10 protein-coding genes are annotated in these 21,732 nt (G+C 38.3%); all 10 read right to left on the reverse strand.

The genetic code is table 11. The annotated features are described in order from the left end of the window. Nucleotides 1-245: 245 nt before the first annotated feature. Complete coding sequence (locus tag ABD814_RS12000; protein ID WP_344913508.1) at nt 246-3,995, reverse strand: alpha-L-arabinofuranosidase C-terminal domain-containing protein; 3,750 nt, start codon at nt 3,993-3,995, stop codon at nt 246-248. Nucleotides 3,996-4,350: 355 nt separating this feature from the next. Next, nucleotides 4,351-8,739 (reverse strand): LamG-like jellyroll fold domain-containing protein, encoded by a 4,389-nt coding sequence (locus tag ABD814_RS12005; protein ID WP_344913511.1) that lies wholly within the window; start codon nt 8,737-8,739, stop codon nt 4,351-4,353. Between the two features lie 310 nt (nt 8,740-9,049). Next, entirely contained in the window at nt 9,050-10,522 is a 1,473-nt protein-coding gene (locus ABD814_RS12010) for an ABC transporter substrate-binding protein (RefSeq protein ID WP_344913514.1), read from the reverse strand. Between the two features lie 42 nt (nt 10,523-10,564). Further along, nucleotides 10,565-11,569 carry a carbohydrate ABC transporter permease gene (locus ABD814_RS12015; RefSeq protein ID WP_344913517.1) on the reverse strand — a complete coding sequence of 335 codons (1,005 nt, stop codon included), beginning with the start codon at nt 11,567-11,569 and terminating at the stop codon, nt 10,565-10,567. A 15-nt stretch (nt 11,570-11,584) separates the two neighbouring features. After that, entirely contained in the window at nt 11,585-12,451 is an 867-nt protein-coding gene (locus ABD814_RS12020) for a carbohydrate ABC transporter permease (protein ID WP_344913520.1), read from the reverse strand. After that, complete coding sequence (locus ABD814_RS12025) at nt 12,448-14,805, reverse strand: DUF5696 domain-containing protein (protein ID WP_344913523.1); 2,358 nt, start codon at nt 14,803-14,805, stop codon at nt 12,448-12,450. Before ABD814_RS12025 ends, ABD814_RS12020 begins: the two co-directional genes overlap by 4 nt. After that, nucleotides 14,792-16,834, reverse strand: a complete 2,043-nt coding sequence (locus ABD814_RS12030) for a hypothetical protein (protein ID WP_344913526.1) — start codon at nt 16,832-16,834, stop codon at nt 14,792-14,794. Before ABD814_RS12030 ends, ABD814_RS12025 begins: the two co-directional genes overlap by 14 nt. Nucleotides 16,835-16,843: 9 nt before the next feature. Next, on the reverse strand, nt 16,844-17,713 hold the full coding sequence (locus tag ABD814_RS12035) for a carbohydrate ABC transporter permease (RefSeq protein ID WP_344913529.1): 870 nt from the start codon (nt 17,711-17,713) through the stop codon (nt 16,844-16,846). Between the two features lie 15 nt (nt 17,714-17,728). Next, entirely contained in the window at nt 17,729-18,613 is an 885-nt protein-coding gene (locus ABD814_RS12040; protein WP_344913532.1) for a carbohydrate ABC transporter permease, read from the reverse strand. Between the two features lie 17 nt (nt 18,614-18,630). Beyond that, nucleotides 18,631-21,570, reverse strand: a complete 2,940-nt coding sequence (locus tag ABD814_RS12045; RefSeq protein ID WP_344913535.1) for an extracellular solute-binding protein — start codon at nt 21,568-21,570, stop codon at nt 18,631-18,633. Between the last annotated feature and the right edge of the window lie 162 nt (nt 21,571-21,732).

A 21,732-nucleotide genomic window follows, 5' to 3' on the forward strand; every position in this document is an offset into this window, starting at 1 on the left:
AACAGCCATAACCCTTCATGTATATGGGGTCATGGCTGTTTTTTCTTTGTTTTAACTGCAAAACTCAGGATATGATATGTCATTATCCATGAAAAAACGATAAATGTCTATCATCCAGCTGTAAAGAGAAATAATTTTTTAAAATAAAGAATCACGATTCAAAGGAGTTGAACTTCTTCGAATCGTGATAAACTAACTAAATCAGGTCTAAATTTTTTCACCAACTTTATTCTACATAGAGGTGATTATAGATCAAATACTAATACGTTAACAGAATGAGGTGATAACGTCACTGTTAGATCGCCCTCAGTCATCACTAATTCTGTTTCAACTGGAACGACTTTTTCATTGTTCTTTTTATTAACGTTTGGCTTATGAACATCTGCTAAATCCCCTGTTAATTCGATCACTTTAACCGTCGATTTAACTGCTAGATCATTTAAGCTAACTTGAGTCGTCTTCTCAAATGAATCTGGATTGACTAATTTTAAATAGACATGGTCTTGATCCTTAGTTACAGAGTTAAAGATCTCGTCATTATAAGCTTCTAATTTGTAATCAAATACATGACTTGTTGTAGAACCGTCTGTAAATGAACAAATCAGTTGATCACCACTAGAGCCACCATAGTTGACTGACACTGTATATGGTCGATCAAGCTCCATCGTTTCACTGATGCTTGAGCGTAGGTTTCCAACAGCGGTACTTGAAGAGTAATCACCGAGTCGGTAGCCTTCAATGCCTTTTTTATAAACCTTAACTGCGGTAGCTACACCGTCATAACCGATCGCATATTCAAGCGCAGTTTTGTTTTCTTGGCTAACATCTGTGACACCAACGCCAACATATAAGCCTTCTTCACCAGACACTTTAGTTGCTTCTACGCTAACATTATAGTTCGTCCACTCGTGATTAATAATGTAGAGCCCATTTAAGCCTGATTCTTGACCTTTTAAAATCAAACCTTTTTCTGAGTCCAATTGATAACCATTAGAGCCAGGAAGCTCATCCCACTCTGGCTTTAGGGCTTGAGTGAAGTCTTGTTCAAACAGAGTTTGCTTTGTTTGATTATCAACTACTTTAACAGATTTAACGTGAACTTCAGCATCGCCAGTGGCAACTTCAATTCCACCAGTTGGTTTCAGTTCTGTTAATTTACCGTTATTGTATGCCGTAAATGTCGTACTTAGCACTTTTTCACCAAGGTATTTAGCGAAAAGTTTTTGTGCATAATAATTTGGTGTAAACCAAACATCTTGATCGTCGAACCAAATTAAGTCTGGCGTCCAACGGTATGTTCCATCTGTCAATACTTTGTTAAATAACGGTGCATAAGCAACTAATTTAACAACATCTGCATTATTTTCATAACCCGTCATAATGGCCGCTTCTGCTACAGCACCCGCTAATGTGTTTTTGTCTGTTGACGCGAATTCCCCTACAAACACTTTCGACGATTCTGTTTCATTTAATGTGCCATCTTGGTTATAGACACGGTGGTAATAATTATAGCGATCAACGTTATTTAATAAATATTCATTTGATCGATAGTAATGTTCATCGGCAATTGTATCCATATAGTGCTTCTGATCTTGATACCAAGTAATTTTTTCTTCAAATTCAGACTCACCATCTGTAAATGTAACATTAGTAGAACCTTCCATTTTTCCACTTAAGAACTTCCAGCCTTCTTGATAAGCGTCATCATCTGCTTGAGCCCCTACAGTAGAAATAATATGAAGTTCATGTCCTGGATAATTCGCTTCCATGTATTCGTCAATTTTTAGCTTGAAATATTCAAAGTTAGCAAAGAATTCATCGCCCCAGTTTTCATTACCAATTCCTAAATAATGCAGATCAAATGGTGCTTCATGACCCATTTCTTTACGCAATGCAGCCCATTCATTATGCTCAAAATCAGTACTGATCGCAAAATCAATTAAATCAGTAAAGCTTTTCACATAATAGTCTCTTAGTTTTCCACCTGCTGGATGGACATAGTCTGATCGAGCTTGGCAAAGTACTCCACAAGCCATTACAGGTAACGGCGTTGCATTTAAGTCTTCAGCCAGTTGGAAATATTCCATATAGCCCAGACCCATCGTCATCATATAACCCCAAACGTTAAAGTTCTCCTTACGTAATTCAACAGCACCAACTGAATCCTTCCATTCATAAACGTTATCCCAAATAAATGAACCTTCTGAAATACAGCCACCTGGGAAACGTAAGAATTTCGGACTCAAATCTTGCAGTGCGTGAACTAGATCTTTACGTAATCGGTAGTTAGGGTTCCCTTGATAATTTGCATGAGCAGATTTAGAGGTTGGTTCCTCAGTTGCTCCCCAAACATCTCTCGGTACTAACGAAACCATATCGATTGAAATATCACCAATAAAGCTGATTGAAAGCTGTCCCATTGTTGTTTGAGTGGCGGTTAAAGTGAGCTCTTCAGTTACGCCATACTTTCGCCATTCATTTCCACCCTCAATTTCAATCGTTAATTCTTGGCTAACAATAGCCCCATCTCCATTTTGGAGGGAAACTTTGATCGTACCAGCTTTTTCTGCCTTTGCCCAAATTGTAAAATCATATTTTTCATTGATCGCAAGCGACATTGATGGATGATTGTTTGAGTCTGAAAATCCTTTATTAACAAGACTTGCCCCATCTGATACCGTTACATAGTGTGAATTAACTTCTGGATCTTTAATCTCAAAATAGTCATTTAATCCACCTGTATTTTGAACGGTTACTTTATCTAAATCGCCAAACCAAGCATGTAAAGGCTGATGATTTCGTCCAGTTGAACAACCACATGCTCCAGAAGTATGATCAAACGTATCAAAAGCAAATGATTCAAACGAACGGTTTTGAATTAATTCAGCATAAATTCCACCATCGGCAGCATTATTAATATCTTCATAAAATAACCCGTACATAACGTCACTAACATCGAGAACTTCATCTTTACCGTTGATCGTTAAATAATGTGAAGGAACATCTTCTGGCAAAACAGTTAAATTAAATGATTTCTCAGTTTGATAAGTTCCCTTTTCCAATGTTGCCGTCAACGTAACACCTTTAGCTTCAGATACCTTGCCGATCTTACCTTGATCAGTTAAAGTTTCTGAATCGCTAGAAGACCACTTTAATGACACCTTACCACCCATAAGAGAGTCAGGTAACGTCAAGTCTTTCCTTGTCACTGTAATTGGAAATGATAAGTACTTATCCCTTGCTAACTGGACAATTTCCTGATCGTCTAAAGCTTCACACATTACTTCAATCACATCATCTTGTGATAATCCTGATTGATAAATTCTGAAATCTGTTAATGAACCTTCGAAATCTGGATCAACTTCATATTGAGATTTTCCAATAAAATTGTCACGATAATTCGTTTGGTCTGAGAATGTAGCAAACCATTGTTGCAATTTTCTATATGTACCACTTGACGTTTGACTAATTAACCCATCTGCAACTAACTCACCATTCACATAAATTGCAGGTCCTGCATTACCGACCTTCCCACTTTCAGTTCCTGTAACAGACATCGCCACATGAATCCATTCTCCTGAACGGTAGGTTTTAGCTGAGTCCGCAACAATATCTTCATTTAAAAAGCAAACACCTCTTAATTGACGTGTTAAGAACAGATATGGGCGACCAACGCCACTTCCAAAATCAAAAATTCTTTCCCATACATTTTGTCCTTTTCTTAAATAAAGCCACGTACTAACCGTAATCCCTGTATTATCACTGACATGTTCAAATAAATTATCAGGAAGTTTTAAATACGATGTTCCACTTTGTCCACCTGTTAACGTAACAGCTTGTCTACCAGCCACTGTTTCGACAGTTGGTTTTTGATCACCTAGTGGACTAGCATCTTTATTATTGTCTGAATAATCTTTACCTACATTTTCAACATCATCAAACTTATAATGAGCCAATAAAGTGTTCTTTAACCTGTTATCTTGATTGTTGTCCATTGATATGCTCCTTTTGATCATATTTCAATAAATTGATAACTTGTATATATGTTTTTTTATTTTTAGCTAAACATATACTTATAACTATTATAGTACGCAAATAAATATATGCAACTTTTTATATTTTATTCGTTTTTATTTAAATAAAACCTTGATAATAGCGATTTTAAGCGCCTTTTCATCTTGTGCGAACATGTTTGTATTTTAATTGGTTTTTCATTGAATATATTTAATACACAGCCGATAATGATTCAAATGAAATCTGTTTTAATCAACAAAAGAAACACGCTTCTTCTTACCAGAGCTATTCCGAAGCGTGTTTCTTATTGAGTTTTATTTTTTTAAGACTTGCGAGTTAGCTTAATTTCTTTTTCTGAATCAACAACACACTTCCTGCCATCAGAACAAACATTATACCAATCAAGAACAAATTATAAATGTTAGTAGCTGTTTTAGGCAACGATTGCTGATCATCAGACTTGATCTCTTCGTCTGTATGACTATTAGCAGAGTCATCATCTCGTCCACCTATATCCGGTCCGTTGTCATTATCAGCACCTTGATTATTTCCATCAGAGTCTAGACCATCTTCAGGATCTCGGTTATCTTCGATCGAGTCTGAATCATCATCAGGATCTTTAACGTCCTCAATGTCTTCAATAATGACTTCATCTTCAACCTCTTCGTCTGCAGATAAGAAATCATTGTAATAATTAAGCACTTCCTCTTCTGTTAACGAATAACCATCATAAACAATTAATTCATCCATCATGCCGCTAAACGGTAGATCCCAATAGTTCACACCGAGAGAAAAGACGGCGTTATTCGTCGAGAATATATTAGGGAAATCGTCCCCTTCGAAAGCAATCTTACCGTTAATATAAATGAGTAGAGCCCCATTATCTACCGTATACGTAACATGTGTCCATTCATTAGTTGGCATATGGAAGTCGGTAAGACCATCGTACCAGCGCTGTGATCCTGACCAAACCATCGCCTTATTCTCATCCCAACCACCAGGGACAAGACTAACCCAGTTTGTCTCATTACGTGCACCAAAGAATGATGTCGTACTTGTCGTAATTTCATTTGGATTTAGCCATAATGAGACAGAGTAAGTTGGACTTGATATTAACCCATCAGGTAAACGAACGCCTGACTTCCCGTCAAAGACTAATGCTTGACCATTAATCCCGTCGCTATAGCTAATCTGTCCATTCGTATTTGTAATTCGATCGCCCGTTACTACACCTGAATCTGAAATGCCTAATGTGTCTGACAGATCTTCTTCAAATTGATAGTGGGCAACTTTACCATCCGTTACATTGATGACAAAACTCGCTTCAACACCGCTACCATCATTTGCTGTAGCTGTAATTATTGCCTCGCCAAATTCCAATCCGTTGATAACACCTGTCATCGGATCTACCGTTGCCACATTTGGGTTATCTGATCGCCAAGTGATCGATTGGTCTTCTGCATTAATCGGATAGACTGTTGCATTCGCTTGATACGTTGAACCAATAACAAGATTTCGATTACCAGTAGATAACTGAATTGAATTTACCTCAACATCAGTTTCAGGACTTGCAACTAATAATTGTTCAATGACATCTTGTTCAATTGAAAAAGCATAAATGCGCAAATCATCAATTAAACCTTGATAAGGTTGATCCCATAAGTTTACACCTATAGTGAATTCAGCATTTGTTCCTGTAAAAATATCAGGGAAATTTTCGCCTTCGTACATGACTTCACCGTTAATATAAATCTTGATATCACCATCTTTGACAGTATAAGCAACATGCGTCCATTCATTTTCATTAATCATCATATTAGTCGAGCCGTCATACCAATCTGTACCCGACCAAAGCATCGTTGTGCCATCATGACCGAATGGTAAGAAACTTGTCCAAGAGTCACTATTTTTCATACCGAAAAATGCTGTGGCAAACTGTCGAAGTTCTTCCGGTTTTAGCCACATAGCAACCGAATAATCATGACTTTGAATTAAACCATTCCCTAAATGAAGCCCAGACTTACCATCTAAATAAAGCGCTTGACCGACGGCACCCTCTGAAAAGTCAATTTCACCTTCAAATATATTCATCAGATCACCGGTTACTCTAGGTGTATCGTAGTTACCTGTTTTGTCTAAAAGTGAACCATTGAATGGATAGTGCGCTACTAGTCCATCATCTAAAACATCTGCTGTTTTTTCAATGACCGTTACTTCAAAAGTTTTCGTTTCAGATAGACCTTTATATGAAAGGGAGACTGTTAAAGTAACGGTTTTATCTCCTTCACCAAGATCAGGTCGATTAACAACACCAGCATTTGAAACAATCGATTGATCAGATGATGTCCAATCAAGTGTAACACCACGCACCGTTTGACTTGGTAATTGAATGTCACTATAGATCCGATTTAGATTACCTATTGATAGTTGATCTAAAACATTATCAACAAACTCTTGATCAGAAACAGATTCAAACTGACTTCCCCAGATTGAATGTCCTTGTTCTGAAGCAGCCGTAAAGGTCATAACAAAATCTTGTTCTGTTTCATCCCACTGCATTAAGAACACACCATCATATGTTACGCCATCGATAATGATCTCAGCATAATGTTCATCAGTTAATTTCCATGAACCTTCAACTTCACCTGTAATTGAACCATCAGCGTTAAGTTCAATGTATTGTGTATTGTTAATGTTTGCAGAGATTTGATCACCATGATTAACAAAGTGATACGTTCCTGGAATTGCATCAACATCAACTGGTAATACAGATTCCCCAGCATAGCGATGCGGTGCCATAAGCGGCCAGCCATCTTTATTCATCGGCATTAAATGGACCCGCACTTCATGCTCTTCACCACGATGTGGGAAACGTGTATGGAATAAACTAAAATGCTCTCCTGTATCAGCATCATAATATGATGAGTTATGTCCTGGTGAAACATAACCATAGACAGGGTAATCTTCGACAGCATTTAAATTACTGAAACGGAAATTTCCATTTAATTTAAGGCCATAAGGCTCAATTGCTTCATCATCAAAAGGAATACCAGGTCGTCCTTTTGCATTGATCATATCTTGCCCAGAAATATCTACAAATGGACCATCAGGATTTTTAGAACGTGAAATTCTCATGTTGTACCCACCAACAGCATCTAATCCTCCAAAAGTAGTATAGAGGTAGTAATAACCTGTTTCAGGAATGTACTGCATGTAAGATGCTTCGATACGAACACCGCCACCAGTAAGAAGCTTTCCATAACTATTCCCTTCTTTTGGTAGACCTGTTTCATTATCCATTTCTAAAATAAAGATCCCGCCCGAATATGAACCATAGACCATCCATAGTTGACCGTCACTATCAAAGAAAACAGCTGGGTCAACTGCATTTGGATGAATATCAATGTTATATTCGAGATCCATCGGGTTAGGTGTCTTTCCAGACCATAAAAACAGACCTAAATCTTCATATGGACCTGCTACTGAATCACTTACTGCTAGTCCCATTGCAGAAAGTGGTGAATCACCTCGACATGCATTGTAGTACATGCAGTAACGACCATCTTCCAGTTGGATAACGTCTGCTGCCCAAAGTGTATCGGTTTCAGCCCAATCAAAAACTTCTTCAAGCTCTTTAAAGACATCCTCAAATAATGGGTTATCCGATGAAACCTCTGTTGTCATTTGTTCCCATTGAATCAGATCATTCGATTTTGCAGATGCTAAATGAGAACCAAAGACATAAAATGTACCATTATCAACAATAACAGATGGATCATGTACACCTACATTTTTAAATGTTGGTATGCTCGGTAATTCTCCTGGAGTATGATCGTCTTCATCGTTATCCTCATCTTGATCATCACCTGTTTCCTCCTCTTCAGACTCTTCAACCGGATCTTCCGTATCATCTTCATCAGGTTCTTCTTCTGAACGAAAATCAGCAACAACTGAATGATAGTAACCCTCAACTTGTTCAGCTGTTAAAGCTTGATCATCAAAGAACATCACTTCATCCATATAACCAACATAATAAGGGTCTGGAAATGGGTTAAACCCTAATAAATATTCGCTATCCAAATCTTCGTAAATATTAAGGACATTGGCCAGCTCTGCGACTTGAGCACCATTTAGATAGAGTGATAAATCCCCTTGATCTACCGTTACAACAAAATTATTCCACTCATATGGCTGATGACTATCCGAGAGAGAAACAAATTGATAGTCCACTGGGAGGCCAGTTTCTCCAGCCTGTGCATCCACTACCTGATAAAGCAATTCGCCATTGGCTCCAATTGCTGGCGAAATGCCAGCACGACGTCCGACAACACCGGTAAATAATGCACTTGTAAAATCACCAATTTCACCCGTTTGCTTCAACCATAACGAATAAGAATACGTATCACTAGTAATCAAATTATCTGCTAATTTAACTCCTGTTGTACCGTCAAAATAAACAGCTTGATTTCGTCCCTCTTGATGAAATTCAAACGCATAGTCTCTAACTTCTCCCCAATCTGAGAAGTCTTTTTCAAACCTTCGGAATGGTACACCAGTCTCATTGTTCCCTGTCTTGTCGGTGAAGTCACCATCCAACGTATAATAGGCCGTTGGTTCCAAGGTCGTCATCGTTTCAGTATTTTCTAGTGTATTAGCAAAAACCGAAAGTGGTGTTGTAGGAAATAAAAGCAACATAATTAAAAACATTGATAAATAACGTTTCACTTAACTTTCCTCCTCGCACAATCAACATTAATAAAGCGCTTACAATAACAGTTAACTTGCTCCAATCTTCAGATAATAAATTTATGATGGTTTCTACCTCTATTCAACATAGCAAACACTTTAACTGCAAAATTTTAAAACCGATAACACATTAGATTTTTAGATATTGACAGTTGAGATTAGAGAAATCTACTGCTAAAAGTCTCAAAATTCTAAAAAATTACATTAATAAAAATGGCTCTGTTTTAAAGAGATAAATAGAGCCATTTTTTGTGAATAGGCTGAGCTTGAACTCAGCCTATTTAATAAATTAGTAAAATAATTCTTCTAGAGCATCTTGGTAATATTGATTGATCTTTTCTGTTAAATCAGCAGAAATGTCATGAGCATTAACTTGTCCATCAGCAACAGCTAACTCAATATCACCATATTCTCCACCAAAGTATACTTCATCTAAGAACGTTTGGAATCCTGGCATTGCTGCACCACCTAAAGGAATTGGGTGTTTTGCACGTGCTAGGAAATCATCGTAATAGTGTTCTTCTGGTAATAAAGTACGTAATTCATCCCAAATATCTTGGTCTTTAATAATTGGTAAGCCATCAGGATGATTAAAGACAGGTTGACCATCTTCACGCTCAAGTGTCTTAAACGCTTCAAGTTTAGCTTCCCAACCATCACGTCCCCAACCGAAGAATTTCAACAGTTCATAAGCTTCTCTCGGGTGTTCTGTTACAGCTGAGATTGAACCAAAGTCAATAAACGCAGGTTTATTCATACTGTCTGTGTTATCACCTTGTGGCACAGTGTAAGGAACCCATTTAATCCCTTTATCAACAAATTCATCTGTACTGAATAAATCGACTGTCCACCATGCATCCATTTGCATTGCTACACGACCAGTTGATGCCGCCCAAAGTTCACGGTCACCAAAAGCTGCTTCAGCTTCATCAGTATCAAAGTATGGTGCATGATTACCATTACGAACGAGTTCGCCATGCTTCATCAAAGCGTCAGCCCACTCGCCAGTCATATCATACTTCTCACCATCCCAACCAAATTCACCATCAGAGCCATCATTTACAATCGGTCCCATTGTTACAAGCTTTGTAAATGTGTTATAACCGAAAATACCTTGTTCTGGTATTGTCATTGTTTCAATTAAATCTAGCATTTCGCTCCATGTCCAATCCGGAGATGGCATATCAACGTTTTGTTGTTCAAAGAGATTTTCATCTAAGAAAATCGTATACGGTAAGTAACCTGCTGGTGCGGCCATTTTACGCTCACCGTCAAAGTAACCTTTGTTAACTAATGAATCTAAAATATTATCAGTTTCTGGATCTGCTTCAAATAAATCGGTGAAGTTGCCAAGCCACATATTACGAATTGGCACATCAACGTTGCCTAAATACCAGAATACATCAGGTAAGTCACCCGTACTTGCTAAGTTAGTTAAGTGATCATTCCAACCCTCTTGCTCTAACTCGTATAATTCAACAGTAATGTTCGGGTACTTTTCCATAAATTTATCAGCTAAGAAACGCTGTAAATCCATGTTTTGCCATGAAGCGTACGTTAACGTAATTTCTTCTTCAGTCATCGGCGGTAAAGCTGCAGCTTCATCTTCGCCTTCATCACCATTGTCTACCTCCTCTGTACCATTATCACTACTTGTGTCAGTATTTGCATTTGTATCATCATCATTTGATGAACAACCAACTACCAACATAAAAACTGCTAAAACAATAGACAAGAGACTTAACCATGCTTTTCTCGTCATTTTAACTCCCCCATTCCTTTGATAAAATTTATATTACGGTGATTATTCACCGGTAATACCAGTATTGTCGACACTTTCCACAAAGTATCGTTGTAAAAAGAAGTACGTAATTAAGAGTGGCAAGATACTTATCACTGTTCCTGCCATTCGAATCCCTTCATTGATTCGGTTCGGACTTGCTTCAGTCGCTGGATAAAGTGCTTGATAGTTTGTTTCAAATTGCTGTAATTGAATCAAAATCGTTGTAATATCCACGCTTGATGAGCCGGTTAAATACAAGGTAGTCAGATAAGTTTCATTCCAATACCAAACAAACGAGAATAGAAAGGCAACGATAAAGGCAGGGACTGCCATTGGAATCGCAATTCTAAAGAAACTCACTAATTGACTGGCACCATCCACTTCCGCTGCTTCATATAATGATTTCGGTGTCTGTTTAAAGAATTGGTAAAAGATTAAAATAAATATTGTACTATTCAATCCTTGACCAAGTAAAGCCGGAATCGTAAAGGCATTTAATGAGCCAGTTAAGCCCAATTCATTAAACAAACGATACGTTGGCATCATTAAAATTTGTGGTGGAATGATAAACGTAAAAATCATCAAGCCAAACCATAACTTCTTTAACGGAAACTCAAAACGGGCAAAGCCATAACCCACAATGGATGAGATCGCCACCTGAATTAAGGTTGGAAATAACGCGATCTGTAAACTGCCTAAAAGGGCTGGACGAACATTCAATACCGCATATGCTTGACGATAGTTGTCAAGATACAAGGAAGAAGGAATCCAATTGACTGCCATATCCAACAAATCACTCAAGGACTGCATACTCGTGACAAACATATAGAGAATTGGGTATAGATAAACAAAGCCAATCCCTAATAATAAGAGATATATAATAAATTTGAGCACAAACCCTTTCGTTTCATTAAACCCAAATAAAAAGCGATAGGTTTTTTGTTTCACAATTTCTAGTTTTTCTTTGAATGGCATTTGCTCATTTTTTAAGATCGCCATTAAACCTGTTGTGCTTTTAGTTGACATTGACATCCCCCCTCCCTAATTGAATCGTTTCGTTTCTTTTTCTCGAAAAACAAAGTAAATAATCATCAACATAACCCCAATTATGACCGCATACATCCAAGCCATCGCAGAGGCGAAACCATAACCACGAGTCGCATTAAACATGTTGCTATAAATCAGTTCAATGATCGGATTTTGACCGCTATTCGCTAATGAAACAAGCGTATAAACAAGGTTAATCAGGATAATTGGCTTAATCGTTGGAAGGGTGATCTTCCAGAAACATTCCCAACTCGATCCTCCATCAATTTTAGCTGCTTCATATAAATTCGGATCAATCTTCTGTAATGCAGCTAAGAATAAGAGAATTTGGACACCTGAATACCAAAGGATCACGATGATTTGATTAAATAAATCACTAATGACTCCTGCAATCACGTTCGGAAAGATCGAACCCAAAAGCCCCATAATAATATCTTGATCCAACATCGGAATCGCAGTCGCGCCCTGTTCAACCAATTGGTTAATCACAGGACCACTCGCCACAATCACGGGTAAGAAAAAGATCGTTCGAAACAGACCTTTAAACTTCACATCCTGGTTCAACAACATCGCAATAATCAAAGCGAAAACAGCGATGACTGGCACTCGAATCAATGTATCAAGTGTGAATGTGAGTAATTCTTGAATGAAAAACATATCTTGCAACCAAACGTTTAAAAAGTTGTTAAAACCTGTATAAACAAACTGTAAACCATGCGGCGTAATCCGCATATCATTTAAACTATAGTAAAAAGATTGAATCATCGGATATAAAACTAAGGCGAAAAAGCCAATCAGCCAAGGTAGGATAAAGAGATAACCATAAATGGTTGTCCGTTTCAGTTTTAATTTCTTCTTCATTCGTTGTTCACCACCTTATAGGACATGGGCTCTACTTGATGACCATCAACCATTTGATGAAGATCAGAATAGTTAATCAGCACATCAACACCATTTTCATAACTTACTTTTGTGATTGAATCGTCACGGACATAATCAACAATGAGTGAACCGGCAGTTTGTTGATAAACCGCAGACATTTCTTGATAGTATGCTTGAATCATCTCTTCATAGCGTTCATATTCTGAACTATAGATATGAGATGAATTTGTGTTCATCAATTCAGCTGGACTTTCATGCGTAATCAAGAATGACGGATTAAATCCTTGCTCAATCATTTGTAAGAAAAACTCTTCTTGATTTGCTTGAAAGTTCGCGTACTCTGCGTAAATCGGGACGATCCCCTTTAAGGTGAGTGCGAGAAACGGAATATCCTCATCTACAAAGACATAGTTTGATGAACGTGTTGGCATATCCATCAGCGCCTCCGTTTGATCCCAAAGATAAGCAAAGGGTTGTTCAAGTAATAGATTAAAATCAGCCGCATACGACTCAATTAATGGTTGATAATAGTTTTTTGTCGTGATTCGATCATATTCTCGACCCGACTGACTATAGGAAAAGAGGGTGTTTGAAATCCCACTGATCATGAGCTTCTCTATCCCATTAGCTAAGTAATCGTCACGAACATCTTCCATGATATTGACCGTTGACTCTGGATTGAGATAGTTCAACTCTTGATAAACCTTGCCATGAACCTCTTCTTTATAGGTTCGACGGTTGAATTTGTTCATCACTTTGTGTCTTGTGATCCCCATCTCTTCCATATTAATTCTGAGACCATCATGGTAGAGATAAAGATCGATCGCTTCCTCATCGAGCTGAGCCAATAATTCCTTGATTGAGGTACCGTCAGCTAAGGCCGATTCTGGGTTAAATGAGCGAATTGGTAAACCGCCATGATACCCTTTATTGTGCCAACCTTTATAGACAGACAGAATATTCTCGGCACCTTGGGCTTTAATATCTGTCAAAATATCGGCAGCTTGACTAAAAGTCGTCATCGGAACGGTGTTTTTAAACAATAAACCTTGTTCCACTTCAGCCCCTAGTAAATCAACCCGCACATTAAACGCATCTTCTTTAACAGTAATTTTTTCATTGTCCAACAAGTATTCACGATAATTTTTTGCTAAACCAACATAATTGGCTTCATCTTCGGAAACGAATTGATAATGGACTTTAATATCAAAATCATTTCTCGTCCGTTGACGAACAACCATAGTTCCTGTGTCCTGGCTCGTCGGTTGGTTATACACTTGGCGGTAAATAAACTTCGGTGTAATCCAGTTATACGGTAAAATCGCACCGTTCGGATACGCCTCAAGCCTGGCACTAAAGGCACCTTCTTCAATAATCCCAAGGTAACCAAGCGCGTTATCCGTATGCACCATACCGAAGACTGGCGCAAGAATTTTTTCGGGATCATTAAACGGATCCATCCCATTAAATAAAGATAAGACGAATGGGTCATCAATCCCCACGTTCTCACCATAAACACTGGCTGAATAAGGTTGCGAGAACTTCCCGTCCTTATCATTTAAATAAATTAACGCACCGGACCCATCCGGGATAAACATATAGCCTTCTCGATCCCCCAACAGGGTATGACCGAGGAATGGGTAGACGTAAATACTGCCAATTTTATATTGATCACTGTCCTCCACAATCGACTCTTGTGGAATATCGACGGTTAGCCCTAAATCAGTCAGTTGCACCGTCATTTCTAAACCGATTTCAAGTTCCGGATAGTAGATTTCCGCATGAAAGCCATCATCAGTAGGTGTGACTGTTTTTTCAGGGTTTTGTGAGTACATATCTGCTCGATAAGTGACAATATTTGTCCCGACAAGATACTCAACAACAATCCCTGATCGAACAAAGTTTTGCCAACTTTCATTACTTCCGATTGGCTGATCAACTGTTGAATGCATGATCGCACCATTGCCTTTATCTCGAATGATTATTGAAAGGTTTTCTTCTTTTAAATACAGCTCAAAATAATCATTTTCAGTTAAAAATGTATGACCTTCAATTGATTCTTGCTTCGAATCAATCACAATTGGACGGTCTTCTTCCTCTTCCAATAATTCTTCAAGCTCTTCGTCGTCAAGCTCAACCTGTTCAGGCTCTTCAATCGGTGGAAGCTCTTCCTCTTCAGGTTCTTCTTCAACTGGTTCTTCAATAATTGGTGTATCGGGACCTGTAATTTCCATCTCTTCCTCATCACCTGAAAATAAGAAGAAAATAAACCAGCCAAACACCGCCAAAAATAGAATGGTTTTGATAACGGTTTTCATTTTAACGGTTTTCAATGCGATACACCCCCTCGTTAAATACTGCTGTGATAAACTGGAACATTTGTACAATTAAGATATAGACAATAAAGATAAACAAGACGGTAATTAACATCATAAACAACGTTAAGAAAATAATTTTAAACGTTTCACGTACTGTATAGCCATTCATCTCTTTAATCATGACAAAGAGTAAAACAGCCACCCAAGCATAGACAATCACATTTGCCAAACTTAAGAGATACGCTTCATTTAAAGTTAAGAAATTACTCGCCAAGATAATAAATGGTTTAAAGATAAAGTAAGGCGCTAAGGCATAAATAAAACCGATAAATATATGACCAAATTTCCCTTCTCCATCATTAATCGTCGTAATTAAATAGTTTGAACCGATGACTAATGACATAGCCGCAAAGAAAATAATCGTATCCATACCTAATGTGTATTCACCATCTCGAACGTAACTAAAGATAAAACCAGTAAAGTATTTATCAATAATAAACAACGCATAAAGGATAAATAACCAGAAACTAGCCGAATAGAGGCTTCCTTTTTTCTCATGTTGAATACTGTAATACGTATCAATCGGATGTCTAATCATATTTTTAATCAAATAAACATCTTCAAAAAACTTCGTGCGGTAGTTATCCTTCAAGTACGAGGATAGCTTCTGCCAATAGCCTTTTTTGCGTTCAACATATTTAAGTATTTTACCCAATACATAGAGACCAACAAAAATGAAGATCACCGTGATAATGTTCTCTCTCATCCAAACATTACGCACTTCCCAATAAGCATCTGAGTAACCTTCTTGGTCCTTCGCTTGACGAAACGCAACGAGTGCATCTTCATATTGTTCTTCTTTGAAGTACGCTTCACCTAGACCTAGATAAGCAAAGTCAAATAAACTATTTAAACGGATAACCTCTTCCCACGGCTCTTTACTCGCTTCATAATCCCCATCTTGATAAAGTTTTAATGCTTGGTGAACTAAATCCGCAAACTCAGTCGGTTGATAGATTTGAATTTGATTTCGATCTTGATCAAGCCCGTAGATGCGATCTTCTTGGTCAACAGCGATCGCTGATAATCGTCTAAACAAACCGACGCGTTGACGCCCGTCATCTTGCCCACCGAAGACGAAAAGCAAATTCCCTTCACTGGTATATTCATAAATAAAGCCATCTTCACTTCCGACAAAGATATTATCTAGTGATCCAATTGCAACTGAAACAGGAAAATCATCTGAAACACGTGTCTCTAAGATATTTTGTCCCGCCACGTTCAATTTCCGAAGGGATTCAACACGTTCCCCTTGTGAGACTGAATAAACAAGTCCGCGTTCATCAAGATTTAAATTCGTTGACGTTGGAGGCACAATATCGATCATGCGACTTAATTGTTCATCAGTAAAAATTGCCCGTCTAAAAATCGTTAATGGGGTAACCGCTGTTTGGTTCGGTGAAAAGTAACCTAAAAATTGCCCTGTGTTCGCATTAATTTGAATAATCCCGTTAGAGTTCCCCCGTGAAATAATGTAGATATTATCACGTTGATCCACAGCCACTTTCTGTGGCATGAAGTTAGCTGTTTCACCAAACAAGATACTTTCTGGACGCCCAAAGATCTGAAGTAATTCACCATCTAAACTAAAGACATAGACTTCTGCTTTTGCTTCATCAGCGACATAGACTTTGTCGTCATGGGAGAGGAAAATTCCTGTTGGGCGACTCAATTCCTCTTCGCCAAAACTTCTGACAAAATCTCCCGTACGCGTCCCAACTAAGATCCGACCATGACCGGTATCAGCGACATAAATGAGCCCATCTGAACCGACTTTCATATCTTGCGCTTGTGAGAAGAGTTCATCACCAAATTTAACAATCGTTTCTCTAACTGTATATGCCGTTTGTGTTTCAACATAACGTCCATAACCATCTTCAGTAAAGGTTCGATAGGCTGTATTTGCTTCCGCAACCTGTGCCGTCGATACAAAAAAGATCAGGAAGGCAAGCAACAATAGACTGAATCGTTTTATTTTTTTCATCTTTAACACCTACTTTAATCCCGAGTGGGCCATTGTATTCATCACTTTACTTTGTAAGATGATAAATAAAATCAGATTCGGCAAGAACATAATGAGAGAGGCGACGGCCGCCATTCCCTGACCAACAACTACATTCGTTTGTCCCGCTAAGGTGTTCATAAAGAAGGCCAATGTTCTCATATTTTCACTCGTCGTATATAAGGTTGATGTCTCTAAATCATTCCAAACCAATTGAAACGCTAAAATCGCAGCGGTGGCAATGGCTGGTCGAATCAGAGGCAAAACAACCTTTCTATAAATCGTAAAGTCGCTCGCTCCATCAATAACCGCAGCTTCAATTAAAGAATCCGGTACCTGGTCGATAAACTGTTTGACTAAAAACAAACCGACAGGCATCGCAATCAGCGGTAAGACATGAGCCAGATACGTATCCTCTATTCCAATAAATGAAATCGTTAAAAACCGTGGAATCATGACCGCAATTGGCACAAACATTAACGCCGCGTTATTAATTTCAAGTAAAGCAACTTTCCCTTTGAACTTTTTCTTCGATAAGGCGTAGCCTGCCAGCGTTGATAAGGCGATCGATAAAACAACAACAATCAGCGTGACAAACAGACTATTAAATAAATACCGCGTTAATGGAATCCCCGATGATTCAGCCAACTGAAACAAATTTTTAAAGTTCTCTAATGTTGGATTGTTGACAAAAAATCTTGGTGGGAATGCATAAAGCTCATCTAGTGGCTTAAATGCATGATTGATAATATACACAATCGGTAATACCATAAAAGCAGCAAAAGGGATTAAAAAGATATAAAACTTAATCTGACTCCGATGAAATCCACGTGGGTTCGTCCCACTTCTATTAAATGCCATGTCAACCTTCCTTTCTTAAGCTTGTTCACTAAATAGTTTCTTCGAAATATGGGCAAACACATAAATAATTAACAGTAATACCACCGATAATGCTGCGGCATAGCCCATTTCAAATCGAATAAAACCATAGTCCTCGATGTGGTTTACGATCAGTTGACCGGCATAGCCAGGTGTTGGGTTTGCCCCTGTCAATTGAACACCAATTGCGCCGGCTGCGAACGTATTCACAATCGCCATGACTGCACCAAAAAGCATTTGCGGTCGCATGGACGGAATCGTAATATATATCAATTCTTGGAATCGATTTTTAATCCCATCAATCGCACCCGCCTCGTATAGCGTTTCATCGACATTTAAAACACCTGAGATCATCGCTAGGAATCCAACACCCATACTACTCCAGAGGGCAACAATAATCATAATGAGTAAGATGAAACGTGTATCCTGTAGCCAGATAACGGGTTCAGTGATGATCCCTAATTGCATCAAAATGTAGTTAAAATAACCCGATTGGTTCCCACTAAAGATGACTTGCCAGACAACAGCCATCGCAATCCCAGCTGTCATCGATGGTGAGTAAAAAATTAAAGCGAAAACGGTACGTGGTAATTTCGGTAATTGACCTAATACCCAGGCAAGGAGGAAGGATAAAACATATCCTCCTGGCCCGACAATAACTGCAAATAAAATCGTATTCGGTAAGACGTACTGCATGAAAATTTCATCTTGCGTTAACAAGTTAATATAGTTCATAAATCCTACAAATTCTGGTGCTTCAATCGTGTTAAAGTTCGTGAACGATAGGAAGATCGCCATTAAAATAGGCACGATGATAAACAACGTAAACAGAATAATATAGGGTAGTAAAAACAGGTACGCATTTCTATTATTTTTGTTCATGACTCGATCCCCCTTCGTTACTCTTCGATCATCGATAATTCAGGATTTGGATATGGCACGATGACTTCACCGTCTTTCATAAAACCAAATTCCTCAAGCTTTCGATTTGTCTCTCGATTCACCCGCTTACTCGCTAAGTCAATCGCTGTTCTTAAATTCTCTCCATCTAAAACAATCGCATTGTACGCATTACTTAACTCACGTTCAAGCAAGTAACTTCCTGGAACACGTGGGACTTCAGCAATCCATTCAGCTTGTGCTAGAATCGTTTCTTTGTGGCTATGTGGCCACGGCAATTCAGGATAGGCCGCTAAATTCGCACTGTTCCACATGTATTCAGCTCCATAAGTCGTTTGGAGCGTATTTCCAAAGGCAACTTGTGTTTCAACCGACGACCACCATTTCAGAAATGCCCATGATTCATCCGTTTTATCTGTGTCACTAAAGATGATGTTACTTTCTGCGCCACCTGTTTGCCAGCGCTCAACCACACCTTCTTCGTTCTCAATCCCCGGTACCAAGGCAACGTCCCAGACGTTTGCGATCTCAGGAGCGGCGTTTAGAATTAAGTTATACATGAAGTAATCTGAAATACCGATTGGAATCGATCCGTCACGAAACTGTTGGTAAAAACTTGGCACATCATAAGGCACATTATAAATTGAAAATAGATCTGTCAGAAGTCGCATTCCTTCAATCGTTTCATTAGAATTCAGTTCTGTACGATGAATGGTCTCACCGTATAACTGACCACCACTTTGATAAATGAGTGGCATTGTTCCTGCGAAGATCTTCATCCCGCCCATTCCAGCCGTTGGGTAGAAGAAGTTCATCCCTCGACGTTGTAACTCAGGTAAGTACGTCCGAACTTCTGAAATCGTGTTTGGAATATCTAGCCCCATATCCGCTAAAATATCTTCACGATAAAACATGATCCAAAAATTCATTGTATCAGGGAGGGCATAAACACCATCTTGAATCGTAGCTGGCACAAGCATGCCTGGTGCAAAATCACTCGCAACCTCTTCGTAATCTTCGAATACAGTTAAATCTTGTAAGGCGCCACGAATCCCAATCTCAAATGGCATCGCATAGTTGACACCGAGCGCAACATCAGGTGCTTTGCCAGCGGCATTCGCTAAAATCAATTTATTTTGATCTGGCATAATGGATAGATCAACTGTGACCCCTGTCTCGACGGTATAAGTTTCATCAATTAAGCGCTGCATGATTTCAATGTATTGTCTTGGTCGATTCACCCAAACCTGTAAATTTTCCTCATTCACATTACCAATATCATAATCTTGTTCACCAAAAGTTTTAATAAAACGTTTAAAACCAGACCAAGCACTCTTAAAGAAACCAGCACTCTCCGGTATATCATTTTCATCTTGGAAAAAGTAAAAACGATCAATTGAGATTCCACTATTATTTAATTCTTGCATTAAATTTCCTAGATATGCAGTAACAGAGTTCGTTCCCGTTGAGAACTCATTTTTTCGCCGTGCAATGCGTTCAGGACGTTCAGCGATACTTCTTAGCTGTTCCTCGGCAATTCTTAGACCTGAGAATGCACCAATAGAAGCTTTATCTTGATTAAATAATTTCATCGTTTCATAAATATCAGCCATTTCATCGGCCCACGAAATAATTAAATCTGTCACACCTGGAATATAGTCCTCGACATTAATGTCACGATGGCGGTCAACTTCTGGACCGACTAAATTGGTAATCTCTAAAGATAGTTTTTGAATTTCAGTCGTTAACCGTTCAATTTGTTCCAATGCTGCTTTAATCGGTTCAATCGTCAATTGAAAAGCAACAGTATTCGTTCCAGCCTCTAAATAAATTGGAATTTTATGACCTTCATCATCAATCAACGGAAAATGTCGATAGCTTGATTGATAATTGAATGGATAATCTTTTAAAACTTGATAAGGGATTTCACCATTTACTTCGACATTCATAAAGACTGGAAAATCCGCACGAGCATTTTGTTGGTAATGAACACCCAAATAATAATAACCCGCTTCCTCAACATCGACATCGTAATATATTTTATGGCCAGCCTCATTAAACGCATCGCCATCAATATAGTTTAAGACCCGTTTATCATCACTTTTAGGCGTTAAGTTTACATTATATGACGCGTTCGCTCGAATTGAAGAATCATTTCTTTTCACTAAATCCCTAGCCGCTTCAACTTCAATGAAATGATTCCCAGACACTTCTACAGGTTCATGAACAGGTAAAACACGTTTTTCACTTAACTCAATTGTCCGTATAAGTAAGTTTCCTTCCGAAATCGTCAGTTCAAACTCGTTCTCACCTTGATGGAGCTGAACCATTAATGGCGAACTATCCCGGTAACTGGAATCAATTAAATACTTAAAGTTCCAATCATCTAGTTTGATTGGCTGTGGGATAATCTCATTACCATACTTATCAATTTGAAAGGTTTCAGGATTTGCCCAGTTACTTTCAAACACTAAGTTTCTCATTTCATAAAAAGGTGTTTCGTCATTAATACGCATTTCCAATTGCGTAGGTAAAACGTTTTGGCCAGCAATTTTATAGTCGAAACCAATTTGGTAATATGCCGTTTCAGGTACGTCAATTGTGAAGATAGCGGTCTCGTCCTGGCCAACTTCAATAACGTCCTCACCTTGATAATTAATTAATTGATCTGTTTTTAATTGAGACATCTCTTCAAACACGATCGGCTCGCCTTGATAATAATCGCTCTCAGCACCCTGGATGTAATCCGAGTACTTCAAATCACTTTCTCGATCGTCATCTATTACGATATCTTCAACCTCTACAGCCTCTTCATATGTCACCTCTAAATCTTCAATTTCTGTTTCATTTGCAGAAACAGCCAGATTCAGGAAGGGTGATCCAATTAATAATAAAGCGACTAAACTGATTACTATTTTTCTGTATTTTTCCTGTAGCAAACCCATCACCTCAAAAATTTCATTGTATATCTAGCCAGCGAAACAACTTATCTTATTTATTATATCTGTCACTTATAAATATATACGTATATCGGGAGTTTGACACTTTGAATTACAAAAAACATTAAGAAGCCTTGATATGGCTTATTTTTTTTGTCAAAT

This window comes from Amphibacillus indicireducens (assembly GCF_039539605.1).
GTDB classification, from domain to species: Bacteria; Bacillota; Bacilli; order Bacillales; family Amphibacillaceae; genus Amphibacillus; species Amphibacillus indicireducens.